General features: G+C 48.6%; 17 protein-coding genes. 16 read left to right on the top strand and 1 reads right to left on the bottom strand.

The features are described from left to right. Positions 1 to 33 precede the first annotated feature (33 nt). The 5 genes from ACPAOP_RS04205 (at position 34) to ACPAOP_RS04185 (ending at position 4,968) form a co-directional block, all read left to right on the top strand. On the top strand, positions 34 to 1,269 hold the full coding sequence (locus tag ACPAOP_RS04205) for a multidrug effflux MFS transporter (RefSeq protein ID WP_423709440.1): 1,236 nt from the start codon (positions 34 to 36) through the stop codon (positions 1,267 to 1,269). 347 nt (positions 1,270 to 1,616) lie between these two features. Then, positions 1,617 to 2,606: a porin gene (locus tag ACPAOP_RS04200; RefSeq protein WP_423709439.1), complete on the top strand. Its 990-nt coding sequence runs from the start codon at positions 1,617 to 1,619 to the stop codon at positions 2,604 to 2,606. Positions 2,607 to 2,768: 162 nt separating this feature from the next. After that, positions 2,769 to 3,203, top strand: a complete 435-nt coding sequence (locus ACPAOP_RS04195) for a hypothetical protein (protein WP_423681368.1) — start codon at positions 2,769 to 2,771, stop codon at positions 3,201 to 3,203. A gap of 29 nt (positions 3,204 to 3,232) precedes the next feature. Continuing rightward, positions 3,233 to 4,198: a homoserine kinase gene (locus ACPAOP_RS04190; RefSeq protein WP_423709438.1), complete on the top strand. Its 966-nt coding sequence runs from the start codon at positions 3,233 to 3,235 to the stop codon at positions 4,196 to 4,198. Beyond that, positions 4,195 to 4,968 carry a BPSS1780 family membrane protein gene (locus ACPAOP_RS04185; protein WP_423709437.1) on the top strand — a complete coding sequence of 258 codons (774 nt, stop codon included), beginning with the start codon at positions 4,195 to 4,197 and terminating at the stop codon, positions 4,966 to 4,968. Before ACPAOP_RS04190 ends, ACPAOP_RS04185 begins: the two co-directional genes overlap by 4 nt. On the opposite strand, the gene ACPAOP_RS04180 is transcribed toward ACPAOP_RS04185, so the two are convergent. Continuing rightward, entirely contained in the window at positions 4,959 to 5,414 is a 456-nt protein-coding gene (locus ACPAOP_RS04180; RefSeq protein ID WP_423681365.1) for an OsmC family protein, read from the bottom strand. The two genes, ACPAOP_RS04185 and ACPAOP_RS04180, sit on opposite strands and share 10 nt — an antisense overlap. 290 nt (positions 5,415 to 5,704) lie before the next feature. Between ACPAOP_RS04180 and rplM the strand changes: the two genes are divergently transcribed. The 11 genes from rplM (at position 5,705) to ACPAOP_RS04125 (ending at position 14,361) form a co-directional block, all read left to right on the top strand. Beyond that, positions 5,705 to 6,133 carry a 50S ribosomal protein L13 gene (gene rplM / locus ACPAOP_RS04175; protein WP_186882875.1) on the top strand — a complete coding sequence of 143 codons (429 nt, stop codon included), beginning with the start codon at positions 5,705 to 5,707 and terminating at the stop codon, positions 6,131 to 6,133. A gap of 9 nt (positions 6,134 to 6,142) precedes the next feature. Further along, positions 6,143 to 6,535 carry a 30S ribosomal protein S9 gene (rpsI, locus tag ACPAOP_RS04170; protein WP_423014725.1) on the top strand — a complete coding sequence of 131 codons (393 nt, stop codon included), beginning with the start codon at positions 6,143 to 6,145 and terminating at the stop codon, positions 6,533 to 6,535. Positions 6,536 to 6,696: 161 nt separating this feature from the next. Beyond that, a complete protein-coding gene (argC, locus tag ACPAOP_RS04165) occupies positions 6,697 to 7,734 on the top strand; it encodes an N-acetyl-gamma-glutamyl-phosphate reductase (RefSeq protein ID WP_423681364.1) in 1,038 nt (345 codons plus the stop codon). A 7-nt stretch (positions 7,735 to 7,741) separates the two neighbouring features. Continuing rightward, positions 7,742 to 8,467 (top strand): DUF6776 family protein, encoded by a 726-nt coding sequence (locus ACPAOP_RS04160; RefSeq protein WP_423681363.1) that lies wholly within the window; start codon positions 7,742 to 7,744, stop codon positions 8,465 to 8,467. Between the two features lie 75 nt (positions 8,468 to 8,542). Continuing rightward, a complete protein-coding gene (locus ACPAOP_RS04155; RefSeq protein ID WP_423681361.1) occupies positions 8,543 to 8,935 on the top strand; it encodes a bactofilin family protein in 393 nt (130 codons plus the stop codon). A gap of 50 nt (positions 8,936 to 8,985) precedes the next feature. Beyond that, the gene (gene erpA / locus ACPAOP_RS04150) at positions 8,986 to 9,336 is read left to right on the top strand and encodes an iron-sulfur cluster insertion protein ErpA (RefSeq protein ID WP_423681360.1); all 351 of its coding nucleotides are present in this window, start codon (positions 8,986 to 8,988) and stop codon (positions 9,334 to 9,336) included. A gap of 140 nt (positions 9,337 to 9,476) precedes the next feature. Continuing rightward, positions 9,477 to 10,964 (top strand): FAD-linked oxidase C-terminal domain-containing protein, encoded by a 1,488-nt coding sequence (locus ACPAOP_RS04145; RefSeq protein ID WP_423709436.1) that lies wholly within the window; start codon positions 9,477 to 9,479, stop codon positions 10,962 to 10,964. Positions 10,965 to 10,996: 32 nt separating this feature from the next. Next, positions 10,997 to 12,061, top strand: a complete 1,065-nt coding sequence (gene glcE / locus ACPAOP_RS04140) for a glycolate oxidase subunit GlcE (RefSeq protein WP_423709435.1) — start codon at positions 10,997 to 10,999, stop codon at positions 12,059 to 12,061. 6 nt (positions 12,062 to 12,067) lie between these two features. Continuing rightward, positions 12,068 to 13,297 carry a glycolate oxidase subunit GlcF gene (gene glcF, locus ACPAOP_RS04135; protein WP_423709434.1) on the top strand — a complete coding sequence of 410 codons (1,230 nt, stop codon included), beginning with the start codon at positions 12,068 to 12,070 and terminating at the stop codon, positions 13,295 to 13,297. 9 nt (positions 13,298 to 13,306) lie between these two features. Then, positions 13,307 to 13,639: a CidA/LrgA family protein gene (locus ACPAOP_RS04130; RefSeq protein ID WP_423681356.1), complete on the top strand. Its 333-nt coding sequence runs from the start codon at positions 13,307 to 13,309 to the stop codon at positions 13,637 to 13,639. Beyond that, positions 13,636 to 14,361 (top strand): LrgB family protein, encoded by a 726-nt coding sequence (locus tag ACPAOP_RS04125; protein ID WP_423681355.1) that lies wholly within the window; start codon positions 13,636 to 13,638, stop codon positions 14,359 to 14,361. The genes ACPAOP_RS04130 and ACPAOP_RS04125 overlap by 4 nt, the downstream gene beginning before the upstream one ends. Positions 14,362 to 14,390: the final 29 nt, after the last annotated feature.

Raw genomic sequence — 14,390 nt, 5'->3', positions numbered from 1 at the left:
TTTTATCTGTTTTTTTGAATGATTGATCAACAAATGCACTCCCGCCGACAGCTCAGTAATGCCGGACTTGCCACTTTATTAGCTGCGCTGGCGATGCTGGGACCATTTTCCATTGATACTTATTTACCTGCTTTCCCTCATATACAGAGCAGCCTGTCCGCCACCTCGCTGGAAGTCCAGCAGACACTGACTGCTTATATGTTGTCGTTTGCGTTTATGACTTTGTGGCATGGTGCGCTGTCGGACGCGTTCGGGCGACGCAATGTCATTCTGGTCGCCTTAGCGATTTTTGCCGTCGCCAGTTTTGGTTGTGCGTCGGTGCACAGCATTCATTACCTGTGGGGATTCCGTATCCTGCAAGGCGTGTCTGCAGGTGCGGGGATGGTGGTCGGACGAGCGATGATACGCGATTTATATGCGGGGGCACCGGCGGAACGTTTGTTGTCGATGGTGACGATGATTTTTTCCATTGCACCTGCCATCGCGCCCATACTTGGCGGCTGGATCATTGGTTTTATGAGCTGGCGGGCAATTTTTTTATTGCTTTTTTTGTACACGATTTTGCTTTGGTTTGCTTGCTTTAAGCTCTTGCCCGAATCGTTGCCGAAAGATAAACGGCAGGAATTCAGCATGGAATTTCTCTGGCTTAGTTATCTAAAAGTATTTAAGTCTCCTATATTCCATCTAAAAGCGGGCACCGTTGCATTTAATTTTGCCGGTATGTTTTTATATGTTTCCGCTGCTCCCGTCTTTATTACTCAGCATCTGAAACTATCGGCCGATCAGTTTGGCTGGCAATTCGTTCCGTCTGTCGCCGGTATTTTTTTAGGTGCTCTTGCAGCAAACAGACTGGCTGGCAAACTCTCGGTATGGAAGCAGGTCAGTATCGGTTTTCTGTTCCTGATCGGTGCCTCGGTATTTAACGTGGCATTTCATGTTCTATCAGCCCCTGTATTGCTGTGGTCGGTCATGCCGTTGTTTTTTTACACGTTCGGGATGTCGCTGGTTGCACCGGGAGCGACCTTGCTGGTTCTGGACTTATTTCCTACAATCAGAGGAATCGTTGCGTCCTGTCAGTCTGCGTTGCTGACTTTGCTGGGGGCGGTAATTGCCGGCGTTGCAGCACCTGCTTTGGATCATTCTGTGCTCGCGCTAGCTCTCGGCCAGCTGATTTGTGCACTGATAGCGGCAGTGCTCTGGTACAGCGGCCGTGCCTACTGGCGGTCGAAAACGGCACAGAAGCAAAATGCATGGGAAACCGTAGGATAATATGTTTTTTTTATATCTCTTGAAAAATAAGTGATATCCCTCATCTTACTGGTGCTGTGCAGCAAAGGTAAAAAATGCCTATAATGCGAGCCTGGACATCGCTGGCTTTGTTAAATACCTGATTAAATTTTTCAAAATTAGCAATGTCTTTAAATTGCAACGCTCTGTAAGTCCTTGTTTATTAAGTAGTCTGATTTCATCAAAATGTCATTTTTCGCAGGTATCGTGACATTTGTCATTGAATCAATTCTTGGTTCAAGGCTGTAAATTGACCTGCAATTCAGTTTTTTGCCGCGTTTTGTTTGTGGTGCAGCAAAAATTTAACATTCATTTTTGGATACTAGACAATGAAAAAATCATTCCTCGCACTCGCTCTGATGGGTGCATTCTCCGGTGCAGCTTTCGCGCAATCTTCCGTAACGATCTACGGTATCGTTGACATGGGTCTCGTTCGTGACGACAACGGCGCTGGCGCAAAAACATCTTTGGATAGCGGTATCCAAAACGGTTCACGTCTGGGTTTCAAAGGCGTTGAAGATCTGGGTAGCGGTCTGAAAGCAAACTTCGTTTTGGAAATGGGTTTGAAAACTGATACTGGCGCGTCTGATCAAAACGGTCTGGCTTTCGGTCGTCAAGCTTATGTTGGTTTGTCCGGTGATTTCGGTTCTGTAAATCTGGGTAAACAAAAATCTGTAACTTACGATATCGGCGATAACGTTGATCCATTCCATATCGGTCTGGCAGGTGATATTAACCGTTTGTTCAAAACATCGACACGTACTGACAATGCAATCACATACTCTACAAATAGTCTGGGTGGCTTTGTAGGTTCTCTGCAATACGGTTTCGGTGAAGTTGCTGGTAATAATTCTGGCAACCGTAAAGTTGGCGTTTCCGGTGTTTACTCTGAAGGCCCAGTGTACGCAGCAATCGCTTACGAAAAACTGAACGATGCAGCTGGTAATGATGCGAATGCTGGTAAGAAAACATTCGTTGGTGGCACTTATGACTTCACAGTTGTAAAAGCTCACGCTGCATACGAAACAATCAAAGGCGGCACTAACGACGATCGCGTTTGGATGATCGGTGCAACAGTACCGTTTGGTCCAGGTGCATTTGTAGCTGACTACACACAATCTAAAAACAAAGCAGTTGATAACGCAGATGCCAAGCAATTCGCTATCGGTTACACATACGATTTGTCCAAACGTACAGACATTTATACATCGTTCTCCCGCACAACTGTCGATAACAACGCTGGCCCTACTAAATACACTATGGCTGCTGGTGGTCAGACAGATAAGCTGATCAACGTTGGTATCCGTCACAAGTTCTAATTGAATTCGGGGTTATTCCCGGTTAAGTCAGAACATCAGAAGGGAGTCGTCATCAGGACGCCTCCCTTTTTTGTTTTCTGGTGTAAGGCCTTGTTTATCCCTGTCAGTGAGAGCACTGCTTTGTTACAATGTCTGCCAGATTAAGCCAATTGGATATTAACCATGAAAAAAATGTCGAAAATCCTGTCAGTAGTCCTGTCTGGTATCTTCTTTTTGGGTTTTACTGGCGCTGCATTTGCGCAGACTAAAAAGCCTGATCAGGCACCACCTAAGCTGGATAAACTGGAAGAGGGAGCGACAGATCCTTCATTATCCGTCGGTAAACCAGAGCCGAAAAATAAGATTACAGAGAAGCGTAATAACGCTGGCAAAGTCACTGAAGTACAGGTGAAATCAGGTAAAAGCAATTACACGTTAAAAGCAGATCCTGAGATTGGTAATGCCCCCAAAGGGACCGTTCAGGGAAATGCAAACCGGGCACCACAGTGGACTATTCTTGAGTTTGGCGGAAAAAAAGAGAGCAAAGAAGTCGAGCAGCCACCTGTATTGCCGCCAGCTCCGGTTCAGTCCGCACCGGCCAGTTCTACCGGTAAGTAAGTTTCTTATTCTATTTTTGCGATATTACAATGGCAGTTTTTACTTCAGTCACACTCAATGACCTCAGTTCGTGGATTAATCAATTTCCGCTGGGAAAAGCGCTGGCAATTAAAGGAATAGCCTCTGGAATTGAGAACAGCAATTTTTTTATCACGACAGAGACCGGTGAGTATGTTCTGACGATTTTCGAAAATCTGACTTTCGAACAATTACCGTTTTATCTGAAGTTAATGCGCCATCTCGCGGATCGCGGGGTGCTGGTACCAGCCCCCGTTGCCAATAATGCTGGTGATCTGGTGACCGCTTTGCACGGAAAACCTGCCGCCATTGTCAGTAAGCTTGAGGGCGAGTCGCAGATGTCTCCCGGACCGGTACATTGTGCCGAAGTCGGTGCGATGCTTGCTCTCATGCATCTCGCGGGAAAAGATTTTCCCTTATATCAGGAAAATTTACGATCTTTGAACTGGTGGCATGAGACCACGCCGAAAGTTCTTCCTTTCCTCTCTGAAGAGTTGCGCCACATGTTGTGTGCAGAAGTTCACTATCAGGACGCTTTCGACAGCACGCCGGTATATCGCGCTTTACCGAGAGGTCTGGTCCATGCGGATTTATTCCGTAATAATGTGATGTTTGATGGCGAGAAACTGACAGGTTTTTTTGATTTTTATTTTGCTGGCTGTGACGCCTGGATTTTTGATGTTGCCGTAACCGTCAATGACTGGTGTATTGATACTGCAACTGGCGAGTTGGATGTTGTGCGGGTAAGGGCTTTGTTGAATGCTTATCATCTGGTGCGGCCGTTTACTCCTGAAGAGTCGGTTGCCTGGAAGCCGATGTTGCGGGCAGCCGCTCTGCGTTTTTGGTTGTCCCGCTTGTATGACTACTACCAACCACGAGATGCAGAAATGCTGACGCCGCATGATCCCGCACACTTTGAACGGATTTTACGTTTGCGCGAGTCTTTGCCTGTCCCCCCTTTAACAAGTGATTTATGAATTCAGTACCAGCTTCAACGGGGTGGGTATGGGTTAAACGTGGTTTTGCCCTGTTCCGTCAGCAACCTGCAGAAATGCTGACGCTCTTTTTTGCATATATGTTTTTTAACATGGGCATCAGTCTGGTGCCATTGATCGGTCGCTTTTTGCCTTTAGTCTTAATTCCCGTCTTTGCCATGAGTTTTATGCAGGCTTGCCGTCTGATTGAGGATGGTGCGCGGGTGAAACCGACTGTGTTATTGGTGGGTTTTCGTTCTGAGTTCTTTTTACGTTTATTCGCTTTGGGTTGCCTGTACCTGCTGGCCATTTCCGGCGCAGCATTGATATCGCAACTTTTTGATGATGGTGCCTTATTCGTGTTTATTTCGAGTGAAAAACCAGTCGATCCCAAGGACTTGCCTCAAGGGCGCTTATTCTTAGGGATGATCGTAGCAGTACTTGCGTTTTTACCTGCGTTGATGGCTTTCTGGTTTGCAGGACCATTGATTATGTGGCGCGGGATGTCTGTTCCAAAAGCTTTGTTTTACAGTTTTTTTTCGGTAAAACGGGCAGCGAAGGCATTTTTGATTTATGCCCTGTCGTGGTTCCTGATTTCAGGATTATTGCCAGCTATTTTTGTGGAGATTTTAGCGCTGGCGACAGGCAACACCGTTTTCGTCGTGTTACTGATGATGCCTGTTCTGGCTTTACTGACAACGGTCAGATACTGCACATTTTATCCGACGTATCAGGATATTTTTGAGCAGCGTGAAGAGACGCTTCAATCCTGAGTATCGTGCTCAGAGGGGATATCCATGTCCTCAATAATTTCGTAGCTGTGGGTCATCTGAGCCGTTTTTTCGAGCATGATAGATGCAGAACAGTATTTCTCATGAGATAGCTTGATTGCGCGTTCCACCAGATTAGGTTTCAGCTGACGTCCGCGGATCGTGAAGTGAAAATTAATTTTGGTGAAAACTTTCGGTTCTGTCTCTGCCCTTTCCGCGCTCAGCTTTACGTCGCAGCCACGTACGTCCTGTTTGCTTTTCCGTAAAATCAATACGACGTCGTAGGCTGTGCATCCCCCTGTCCCCAATAACACCATTTCCATAGGACGTGGTGCCAGATTATGACCACCACCTTCCGGTGCTCCATCCATTAAAACTGCGTGGCCTGAGCCTGTTTCTGCCAAAAATGACATGCCAGATAAGCCTGTCCAGCGTACGGTCGCTTCCATTTATTCCTCGTTAGATGTGATGTGTATCGCTCCTGATTTTACTGCATCTGACCATTGCGCATTGGTCGGGCTGCATCACATCTTTATTCGTTTGAAAATACACTTTCAGTGTTATGCGGGAAATTTCTAACTATTTTGCTTAAAATTTAAACAGTTCTTGCACTAAGTCTTTGAAAACCCTATAATTTCCGATTCTCAATTTGCCCGACTGAGAGTTTAACAAGGGAGAGTCTGTCAGATCATAGGCAGAACCACCAAAAAAGGGCGTATTTAACTTTTTAGGATTCAACATGAAAACCTTTTCCGCTAAGGGCCATGAGGTTCAGCGCGACTGGTTCGTGATTGACGCGACAGATAAAGTACTCGGACGTGTTGCCAGCGAAGTGGCACTCCGTTTACGCGGCAAACATAAACCAGAATTTACTCCACACGTAGACACAGGCGATTTTATCGTTGTTGTTAATGCAGGCAAACTGCGCGTGACTGGCACTAAAGCTCTGAACAAAACATACTACCGTCACACTGGTTATCCAGGCGGTATCTATGAAACAAATTTCACGAAAATGCAACAGCGTTTTCCAGGTCGTGCACTCGAGAAAGCAGTGAAAGGCATGTTGCCTAAAGGCCCACTCGGCTATGCAATGATCAAGAAGCTGAAAGTATATGCAGATGCAACGCATCCGCACGCAGCTCAGCAACCACAAGTACTCGACATCTAAGGATTAGCCATGATCGGTAATTACAACTACGGAACTGGCCGTCGCAAGAGCGCAGTTGCTCGCGTATTCCTGAAATCCGGCAGCGGCAAGATCGTTGTCAACGGCAAACCAGCTAACGAGTATTTCTCTCGCGAAACTGGCCTGATGGTGATCCGTCAACCTCTGGAACTGACTAATAATCTCGAAACATTCGATATTATGGTCAACGTTCACGGCGGCGGCGAATCTGGTCAATCCGGTGCTGTTCGTCACGGTATCACTCGCGCTCTGATCGACTACGATGCAGCTTTGAAATCTGAATTGTCCAAAGCAGGCTTCGTTACTCGTGATGCTCGCGAAGTTGAACGTAAAAAAGTTGGTCTGCGCAAAGCACGTCGCGCAAAACAGTTCTCCAAGCGTTAATTTCTTATCGCTGGCACGAATTGCCGAAAAAGCCGCCTCAGCTGGGCGGCTTTTTTGTTTTTATGTACTCATGAGACTATGTCATGACTGAGTTCCGTGAAGTCGTCTTGATATGAGCGACTACTGTTAAAATAGCGGAAAATTTCTTGCAAGGAACGTCGATGATTAAAGTAGGAATAGTAGGTGGAACCGGCTACACCGGGGTTGAGTTGTTGCGTTTGCTGGCAATGCATCCTGCGGTGGAATTAACAGCAATTACGTCGCGGAAAGAGGACGGTTTGCCAGTGGCTGACATGTATCCTTCGTTGCGCGGACGTGTCAACCTGGCATTTTCCTCACCTGATAAAGCGAAGCTGACAGAGTGTGATGTCGTCTTTTTTGCGACACCTCACGGTGTTGCTATGGCTCAAACGCCTGAGCTGCTGGCAGCGGGCGTGAAAGTCATTGATCTGGCGGCAGATTTCAGGATGAAGGATGTTGCTCAGTTTGAAAAATGGTACGGTGTTCCACACGCATGTCCGGACGTTCTGAAGGAAGCGGTGTATGGTTTGCCCGAGCTGAATCGTGACGCGATTAAAGCAGCCCGTGTCATTGGTAATCCTGGCTGCTATCCAACGACGATGCAACTGGGTTTCTATCCGTTACTGAAAGCGGGAATCGTCGATGCGACTGATCTGATAGCTGATTGCAAATCAGGCGTATCAGGTGCAGGACGTAAGGCTGAGATCGGCATCCTGTTTTCCGAGTCCAGCGATACATTCAAGGCCTACGGAGTCTCCGGTCATCGCCATACCCCTGAGACCATAGAACAGTTGCAGCGTATGAGCACGCAAAAGGTCGGTTTATTATTCACTCCTCATCTTGTTCCGATGATACGTGGCATGCACTCGACCTTGTATGCACGTCTGACCGCAGAAATCAGCAACGATGAATTGCAGGCATTGTTTGAAAATGCGTACAAGGATGAGCCTTTTGTTGATGTGATGCCATTTGGCTCCCATCCGGAAACACGTTCTACCCGGGCATCCAATATGCTGCGTATCGCTGTGCACCGGCCGAACAATGGCAAGACAGTGATCGTTCTCGTGGTGCAGGATAACCTTGTAAAAGGTGCATCAGGGCAGGCGGTCCAATGTATGAATCTGATGTTTGGCCTGGATGAGGTCACCGGATTGCAACATATGCCGGTTTTGCCTTAATTCACTCATGGTAAAAAAGCGACTCTGGCAACGACGCCATCTGGCGTCGAAAATGACGATTACGCATCAGCAGCCATGGCCGCTCAGGCTGGCTATGATGGTGATGGTTATCGCATTGACGTCCGCTGTTGCCTGGTGGACCTACGATCTTGGAAAGAGTTTTGCCTTCGGAACAAAGGTGAATCTGAATCAGGTGCAGGCACTTGAAACACAGGTTAGAGAGTTGACAGCTGAGCGCGACAAGCTCTTGCTGGAGGCAAACACGATAGAAAGTAAGCAGAATATTGATCGTTCCATGCAGAAAGAACTGACGGATCAGATCAAAACGCTGACCGCAGAAAATCAGAAACTCAAAGATGACCTGGCTTTTTTTGAGGGCGTGATGCCGTCGGCGACGGGTAATGATGGTATTACTGTTCAAAATCTGAAGATAGAAATGCTTGCTCCTGGTCAGTTACGTTATCGAGCTCTGGTGATGCAGGGTGTCAAAAATGGCAGGGATTTTAACGGTGAATTGCAACTTTTATTAGGCTTGGTTCAGGCAGGTAAACCTGCTACGATGTCCTTCCCTGATCCTAAGTCGGGTGAGGCTGGTAAATTGAAATTATCGTTCAGACATTACCAGCGACTGGAGGGCGTCATTACTCTTCCAGACGGCGCGGTTGCCAAAAATGTCCAGGTGAAAGTCTTAGACCGGGGACAAATCCGCGCTCAACAAACGGTTAATTTATAAACCAGCATCAATTATTAATGAGTGGGGTTGCGCTCGTTAATATTTTTGATCCATGTCCTGAAAAGGAATTCTTTCATGTTCAGTCGTAAAACCAAAAGTACTATCGACAGCCTTATCGGATCAACGACAAGAATCGAAGGTGATCTGCATTTTAAGGGTGGTTTGCGCATCGATGGTCATATTCGCGGGAATGTTATTGCAGATACGGAGTCGCTGAGTATGCTGGTCATTTCCGAACAGGCAGTCATCGATGGCGAAGTCAGAGCGGCACATCTGGTAGTGAACGGCGTGATTAACGGGCCGGTATTTTCAACAGAACTGCTGGAGCTGCAGCCTAAAGCGAAAATTTCTGGCGACGTCCATTACAAGACACTGGAAATGCTGAGTGGTGCCCTGGTGTCAGGCAAGCTGACCCATGATCTTGCGCAAGAGCCAGCCACGCTGAAACTGGCAGCGTCCAATGCATAGTTCCGGAGTCGGGACTATAATGAGCATATCTTAGATTGAAGGAGCAAAAAATGAATGCTGTAGCCGAGATGCCAACACCAATCAATTTCACAGAAAGCGCAGCTGCAAAAGTTGCTCAGCTGATTGAAGAAGAGGGTAATCCGGATCTGAAATTACGCGTTTTTGTACAAGGCGGCGGATGCTCAGGTTTCCAATATGGTTTTACTTTTGATGAAATTACCAATGAAGACGACACAACCATGACTAAAAATGGTGTGCAGCTGTTAATCGACTCCATGAGCTATCAGTACTTGGTAGGCGCTGAGATCGATTATAAAGATGATCTGGAAGGTGCTCAGTTTGTGATTAAAAATCCGAACGCGACGACAACTTGCGGATGTGGTTCGTCTTTCTCAGTTTAAGCAGGTAATCACTTAAAATAGGACGCTACGGCGTCCTTTTTTTATGTCCTGAAAAAAAATTCAGTCAGTCTTGCTTAAAGTATTCATCCCAGATGTATCAAAGCTGATTACACTGACAAAAAAACAGATAGGGTAAGACGATGGAGCAGAACAGTTCAATTGATTCGTATCGCGACCGGCAGCAGGAGGTCGTCAAGGCTCTGCGTCAGGTATTGCCCGGACATTGTATCCTGCATCATGAGGAAGATGTCCGTCCGTATGAGTGCGATGGTCTGGCGGCCTATCGTCAGTTGCCAATGATTGTGTGTCTGCCGGAGAGTGAATCACAGATCATCGCTGTGATGGAAGTCTGCCGGCGCCTGAGCGTTCCAGTTGTGCCACGTGGTGCCGGGACAGGATTGTCTGGCGGCGCAATGCCGATCGCTGATGGTGTCGTGTTGTCCACTGCCAAATTCAACAAAATTCTGAAAGTAGATGCTTACTCGCGAACAGCCGTGGTTCAGCCAGGTGTACGCAATCTGGCAATCTCGGAAGCAGTCTCCCCTTTAGGTTTGTATTACGCACCCGATCCCTCATCGCAGATCGCCTGCACGATAGGGGGTAATGTCGCCGAAAACTCTGGTGGTGTTCACTGTCTGAAATATGGCCTGACTGTGCACAATGTATTGCGTGCACGTGTCGTCACGATTGATGGGGAAGTGATTGAGCTTGGCGGTGAAGCGCTGGATGCCCCGGGTCTGGATTTGCTTGCGGTCTTTATCGGCTCAGAAGGTATGCTCGGTATCGTCACCGAAGTAACGGTCAAGCTGGTACCTAAACCGCAGGTTGCGCGCGTGATTATGGCCTCATTTGATGATGTCGTGAAAGGCGGAAATGCAGTCGCAAACGTGATTGCTGCAGGCATTATTCCGGCAGGTCTGGAGATGATGGATAAAACCTCATCGCGTATGGTGGAGCCTTTTGTTAAAGCTGGATACGACATTAATGCGGAAGCAATCCTGCTGTGCGAATCTGATGGCACAACGGAAGAGGTTGAGGAAGAAATTGCACGTATGTCCGCCGTGCTGGAGCAGGCCGGTGCGACGGCAATCGCTGTTTCCCAGAGTGAAGCAGAACGTTTGCGCTTCTGGTCCGGTCGGAAAAATGCGTTTCCCGCTGCGGGACGTATCTCGCCGGATTACTACTGCATGGACGGAACGATTCCTCGTAAGCGCTTATCAGAAGTATTGATAGGCATCACTCACATGGAAGAAAAATACGGCTTGCGCTGCGCCAACGTGTTTCATGCCGGCGACGGTAACTTACACCCGCTGATTTTGTTTGATGCGAATCAGGAAGGGGAGTTTTTACGTGCTGAAGCATTCGGTGCCGAGATACTGGAATTATGTGTGACGGTCGGCGGCACGATTACCGGTGAACACGGTGTTGGTATAGAAAAAATTAACTCCATGTGCGTGCAATTTTCGCGTGAGGAACTGGATGCATTTTTTGCGGTGAAGCGCGCATTTGACCCGCATTTTTTGCTGAATCCGGATAAGGCGATACCAACTTTGCATCGCTGCGCTGAATATGGACGTATGCATGTGAAACGGGGAAATCTGAAGTTTCCGGATTTACCTCGTTTCTAAAAAAATAAAAAACCATACAGATGGACACAGTGATGAACAATTTGATAGAAGGCTTCCGGGAACGGATATTGAATGCCTCACAGAACCACCTTCCACTGCAAATCGAAGGCGGTGGCAGTAAGCGTTGGTATGGACAGGCTCCGCACGGTGATGTGCTTGATACCCGGGCGTATTCAGGCATTCTGGCGTATGAGCCGACCGAACTGGTATTGACAGCACGCTGTGGCACGCCACTGGCAGAGATTGAAGCGATACTCGCAGAAAACAACCAGATGCTGGCATTCGAGCCGCCGAGATTCGGGGCAACAGCAACTATAGGGGGTATGCTTGCTACGGGCCTCTCAGGTCCGCGCCGTCCGTATGTCGGTGCTGCCCGTGATTTTATTCTTGGTGCGACATTGATGGACGGTCGCGGACAAGTGCTGGAATTTGGTGGCCAGGTTATGAAAAATGTCGCCGGCTATGATGTTTCACGTTTGCTCGCCGGCGCGATGGGAACCCTTGGTCTGGTATTGAATATATCGGTCAAAGTATTACCGCGACCATTTGCGGAAACGACATTGGTATTTGCTTTATCCGAAGCTGATGCGATTCAAAAGATGAATGAGTGGGCCGGACAGGCATTACCGTTGTCCGGTAGCTGTTGGCATGTAGGGCGGCTGATGTTGCGACTCTCCGGCGCCGAAGCTGCTGTGCGTGCAGCCAAGCAGAAACTGGGGGGGGAAGAGATGCAGGACGCTGCTTCTGCATGGAATGAATTACGCGAACAGACGCATGATTTCTTTTCTCAGGATGATGCCCATGGTTTGTGGCGTTTATCTGTTCCATCCACGACAGCACCTTTAAAACTGACCGGTAAGTCGCTGATAGAGTGGGGTGGTGCGCAGCGCTGGTTATTCAGCGACGAGAGTCCGGACGCTATTCGTACCGCGGCACAAGCAGCTGGCGGTCATGCGACCTTGTTCCGTGGCGGTGAAAAAAACATTGGTGTTTTCACGCCTTTATCGACGCCGCTGGCGAAGATACATCAGCGTCTGAAAGTCGCTTTCGATCCATCAGGTATTTTTAACCCTGGCCGCCTGTACAAGGATTTTTAATTCGCTATGCAAACTAATCTCGCAGACTTTATAAAGAATACCCGTGAGGGCAAAGAGGCCGATGACATTTTGCGTAAATGTGTGCATTGCGGTTTTTGTACAGCGACTTGCCCTACCTATCAGTTGCTGGGGGACGAACTCGACGGCCCGCGTGGCCGCATTTACCTGATCAAACAGGTGCTGGAAGGAAAAGTTGCTACCGAAAAAACGCAGCAGCATCTTGACCGCTGCCTGACTTGCCGCAATTGCGAATCGACCTGTCCTTCCGGTGTTCAGTACGGGCGTCTGCTCGACATTGGCCGTAAGGTTGTGGAAGAGCAAGTGCCGCGTTCGCTGAAACAAAGGCTCATCCGGAGCACACTGAAAACGATGTTGCCTACGCCCTGGATATTCAAACCGGCAATGAGTCTCGGCCAATCCGTTCGCCCATTATTGCCCAAAGCCTTAAAGAATAAGGTTCCTGCTCGACAATCTGGCGGATTATGGCCACAGCAACCGCATTCCCGAAAAATGTTGTTGCTGGATGGTTGTGTGCAGCCATCGATGTCACCGAACATTAATTTCGCGACAGCCAGGGTGCTGGATACCTTGGGTATCGAGCTGATCCGTGCTCCGAAAGCCGGATGTTGCGGCGCTATCCGCCATCACCTGAATGAGCAGGAAGCGGCACTGAATGATATGCGCAATAACATTGATGCTTGGTGGCCATATGTGGAGTCTGGTGCAGAAGCCATCATCATGACTGCATCCGGCTGTGGCGTGACAGTGAAAGAATATGGGCATCTGCTTGCACACGATATGGTGTATGCAGAAAAGGCGCAGCGCATTTCAGCGCTGACACGCGACCTTAGTGAAGTGTTGCCGGCGTTTGAAACTGAACTGGTCGGCAGATTACAGGGCAAACTCAGTCAGCGCATCGTCTGGCATCCACCGTGCACCTTGCAACATGGTCAGCAAATCCGCGGCAAAGTCGAAGGCTTACTGAAAGCCATCGGGATTGATGTGCAGATGTGTGCAGACAGCCATTTATGTTGTGGCTCGGCAGGAACCTACTCTGTTTTGCAGCCGGAGTTGTCATATCAGTTGCGGGATAAAAAATTGCACAATCTGCTGGCAATGAAGCCAGACATGATTTTATCGGCGAACATTGGCTGCCTGACCCATTTACAATCAGGAACTGAGACACCGGTAAAACACTGGGTCGAATTAATCGATCACGCGTTGGCATCGTCCTGAGCTGGCATCATGATCCGAACCTTTTCAATACTACTGATTTTTCAGTGTCTGGGAGAGGGTATTGTCTTTCTGTCGAAACTCCCCGTTCCGGGGCCGGTCATAGGGATGTTGTTGCTGTTTGTTTTTCTGTTGCTGAAAAAAGAAGCAGCTTCCGGACTGGTCGCCGGCGTACAGGAGTTGCTCAGACATTTATCGCTACTGTTTATTCCGGCGGGGGTCGGCATCATGGTACATGGCAAAACTGTCCTGGATGAATGGATGCCGCTGGCCATTGCACTGGTGCTGAGTACAGCAGTATCGATTGTCGTGACGGCATTGTGCGTGAAATGGATGTCACGATGAACGCAAGATTAGCGGACGTCTGGGTTTATCTGGCGGCATCGCCCCTGCTGGGACTGACTGCAACGCTGCTGGCCTATCAGCTTGCCTATGTGATCTACGCCCGTTGTAAGTTCAGCCCGCTTGCAAATCCAGTCGCAATTGCCGTCGCAATGCTTGTGCTGGTTCTAAGCGGAACCGGAACGTCATATCAGACTTATTTTTCAGGCGCGCAGTTTGTCCATTTTCTGCTAGGGCCGGCAACGGTAGCGTTGGCTGTGCCGCTGTATCAGCAGATGAATAAACTGCGCTCGCAGTGGCGGGCATTTCTGCTTGCCGCAGTGTTAGGCAGTGCGTCTGCGATTGGCACAGCGATGTTGCTTGCGCAATGGTTCGGTGCGTCACATGTGACTGTTTTGTCTCTGGCGTCAAAATCGGTCACGATGGCCATTGCGATGGGGATTACCGAAAAAGTCGGTGGCTTACCCTCCCTGACTGCGGCACTGGTGATGCTGACCGGCATCTTGGGGGCGATGATGGCAACAAGTATCCTGAATTTTCTGCATATTAAAGAAGACAGCGTGCGCGGTTTTGCCTTAGGTGTCAGTGCGCATGGCATTGGTACAGCCAGAGCTTTTCAGTTAAGCGAGGAAATGGGGGCGTTTGCGGGCCTGGCAATGGGATTGTCGGGGTTGCTGACTGCAATATGCTTGCCGCTGGTATTACATTGGCTGGGAGTGATCTGATTCTCCCAACCATAAGCGTACAACTTAAA

Origin of the sequence: Undibacterium sp. WLX3042, assembly GCF_049544825.1 — a bacterium.
In the GTDB taxonomy this organism is placed as follows: domain Bacteria; phylum Pseudomonadota; class Gammaproteobacteria; order Burkholderiales; family Burkholderiaceae_D; genus Undibacterium.
This window is presented reverse-complemented; position numbering and strand designations above follow the sequence as displayed.

What these genes read in the sequence shown, in the direction of transcription:
- ACPAOP_RS04155 (WP_423681361.1), top strand. Translation starts at nt 8,543, where the DNA reads ATGTTCAGTCGTAAAACCAAAAGTACTATCGACAGCCTTATCGGATCA.
- ACPAOP_RS04190 (WP_423709438.1), top strand. Translation starts at nt 3,233, where the DNA reads ATGGCAGTTTTTACTTCAGTCACACTCAATGACCTCAGTTCGTGGATT.
- glcE (WP_423709435.1), top strand. Translation starts at nt 10,997, where the DNA reads ATGAACAATTTGATAGAAGGCTTCCGGGAACGGATATTGAATGCCTCA.
- ACPAOP_RS04160 (WP_423681363.1), top strand. Translation starts at nt 7,742, where the DNA reads ATGGTAAAAAAGCGACTCTGGCAACGACGCCATCTGGCGTCGAAAATG.
- ACPAOP_RS04180 (WP_423681365.1), bottom strand. Translation starts at nt 5,414, where the DNA reads ATGGAAGCGACCGTACGCTGGACAGGCTTATCTGGCATGTCATTTTTG.
- ACPAOP_RS04145 (WP_423709436.1), top strand. Translation starts at nt 9,477, where the DNA reads ATGGAGCAGAACAGTTCAATTGATTCGTATCGCGACCGGCAGCAGGAG.
- ACPAOP_RS04200 (WP_423709439.1), top strand. Translation starts at nt 1,617, where the DNA reads ATGAAAAAATCATTCCTCGCACTCGCTCTGATGGGTGCATTCTCCGGT.
- ACPAOP_RS04205 (WP_423709440.1), top strand. Translation starts at nt 34, where the DNA reads ATGCACTCCCGCCGACAGCTCAGTAATGCCGGACTTGCCACTTTATTA.
- glcF (WP_423709434.1), top strand. Translation starts at nt 12,068, where the DNA reads ATGCAAACTAATCTCGCAGACTTTATAAAGAATACCCGTGAGGGCAAA.
- rplM (WP_186882875.1), top strand. Translation starts at nt 5,705, where the DNA reads ATGAAAACCTTTTCCGCTAAGGGCCATGAGGTTCAGCGCGACTGGTTC.
- ACPAOP_RS04195 (WP_423681368.1), top strand. Translation starts at nt 2,769, where the DNA reads ATGAAAAAAATGTCGAAAATCCTGTCAGTAGTCCTGTCTGGTATCTTC.
- rpsI (WP_423014725.1), top strand. Translation starts at nt 6,143, where the DNA reads ATGATCGGTAATTACAACTACGGAACTGGCCGTCGCAAGAGCGCAGTT.
- ACPAOP_RS04130 (WP_423681356.1), top strand. Translation starts at nt 13,307, where the DNA reads ATGATCCGAACCTTTTCAATACTACTGATTTTTCAGTGTCTGGGAGAG.
- erpA (WP_423681360.1), top strand. Translation starts at nt 8,986, where the DNA reads ATGAATGCTGTAGCCGAGATGCCAACACCAATCAATTTCACAGAAAGC.
- ACPAOP_RS04185 (WP_423709437.1), top strand. Translation starts at nt 4,195, where the DNA reads ATGAATTCAGTACCAGCTTCAACGGGGTGGGTATGGGTTAAACGTGGT.
- argC (WP_423681364.1), top strand. Translation starts at nt 6,697, where the DNA reads ATGATTAAAGTAGGAATAGTAGGTGGAACCGGCTACACCGGGGTTGAG.
- ACPAOP_RS04125 (WP_423681355.1), top strand. Translation starts at nt 13,636, where the DNA reads ATGAACGCAAGATTAGCGGACGTCTGGGTTTATCTGGCGGCATCGCCC.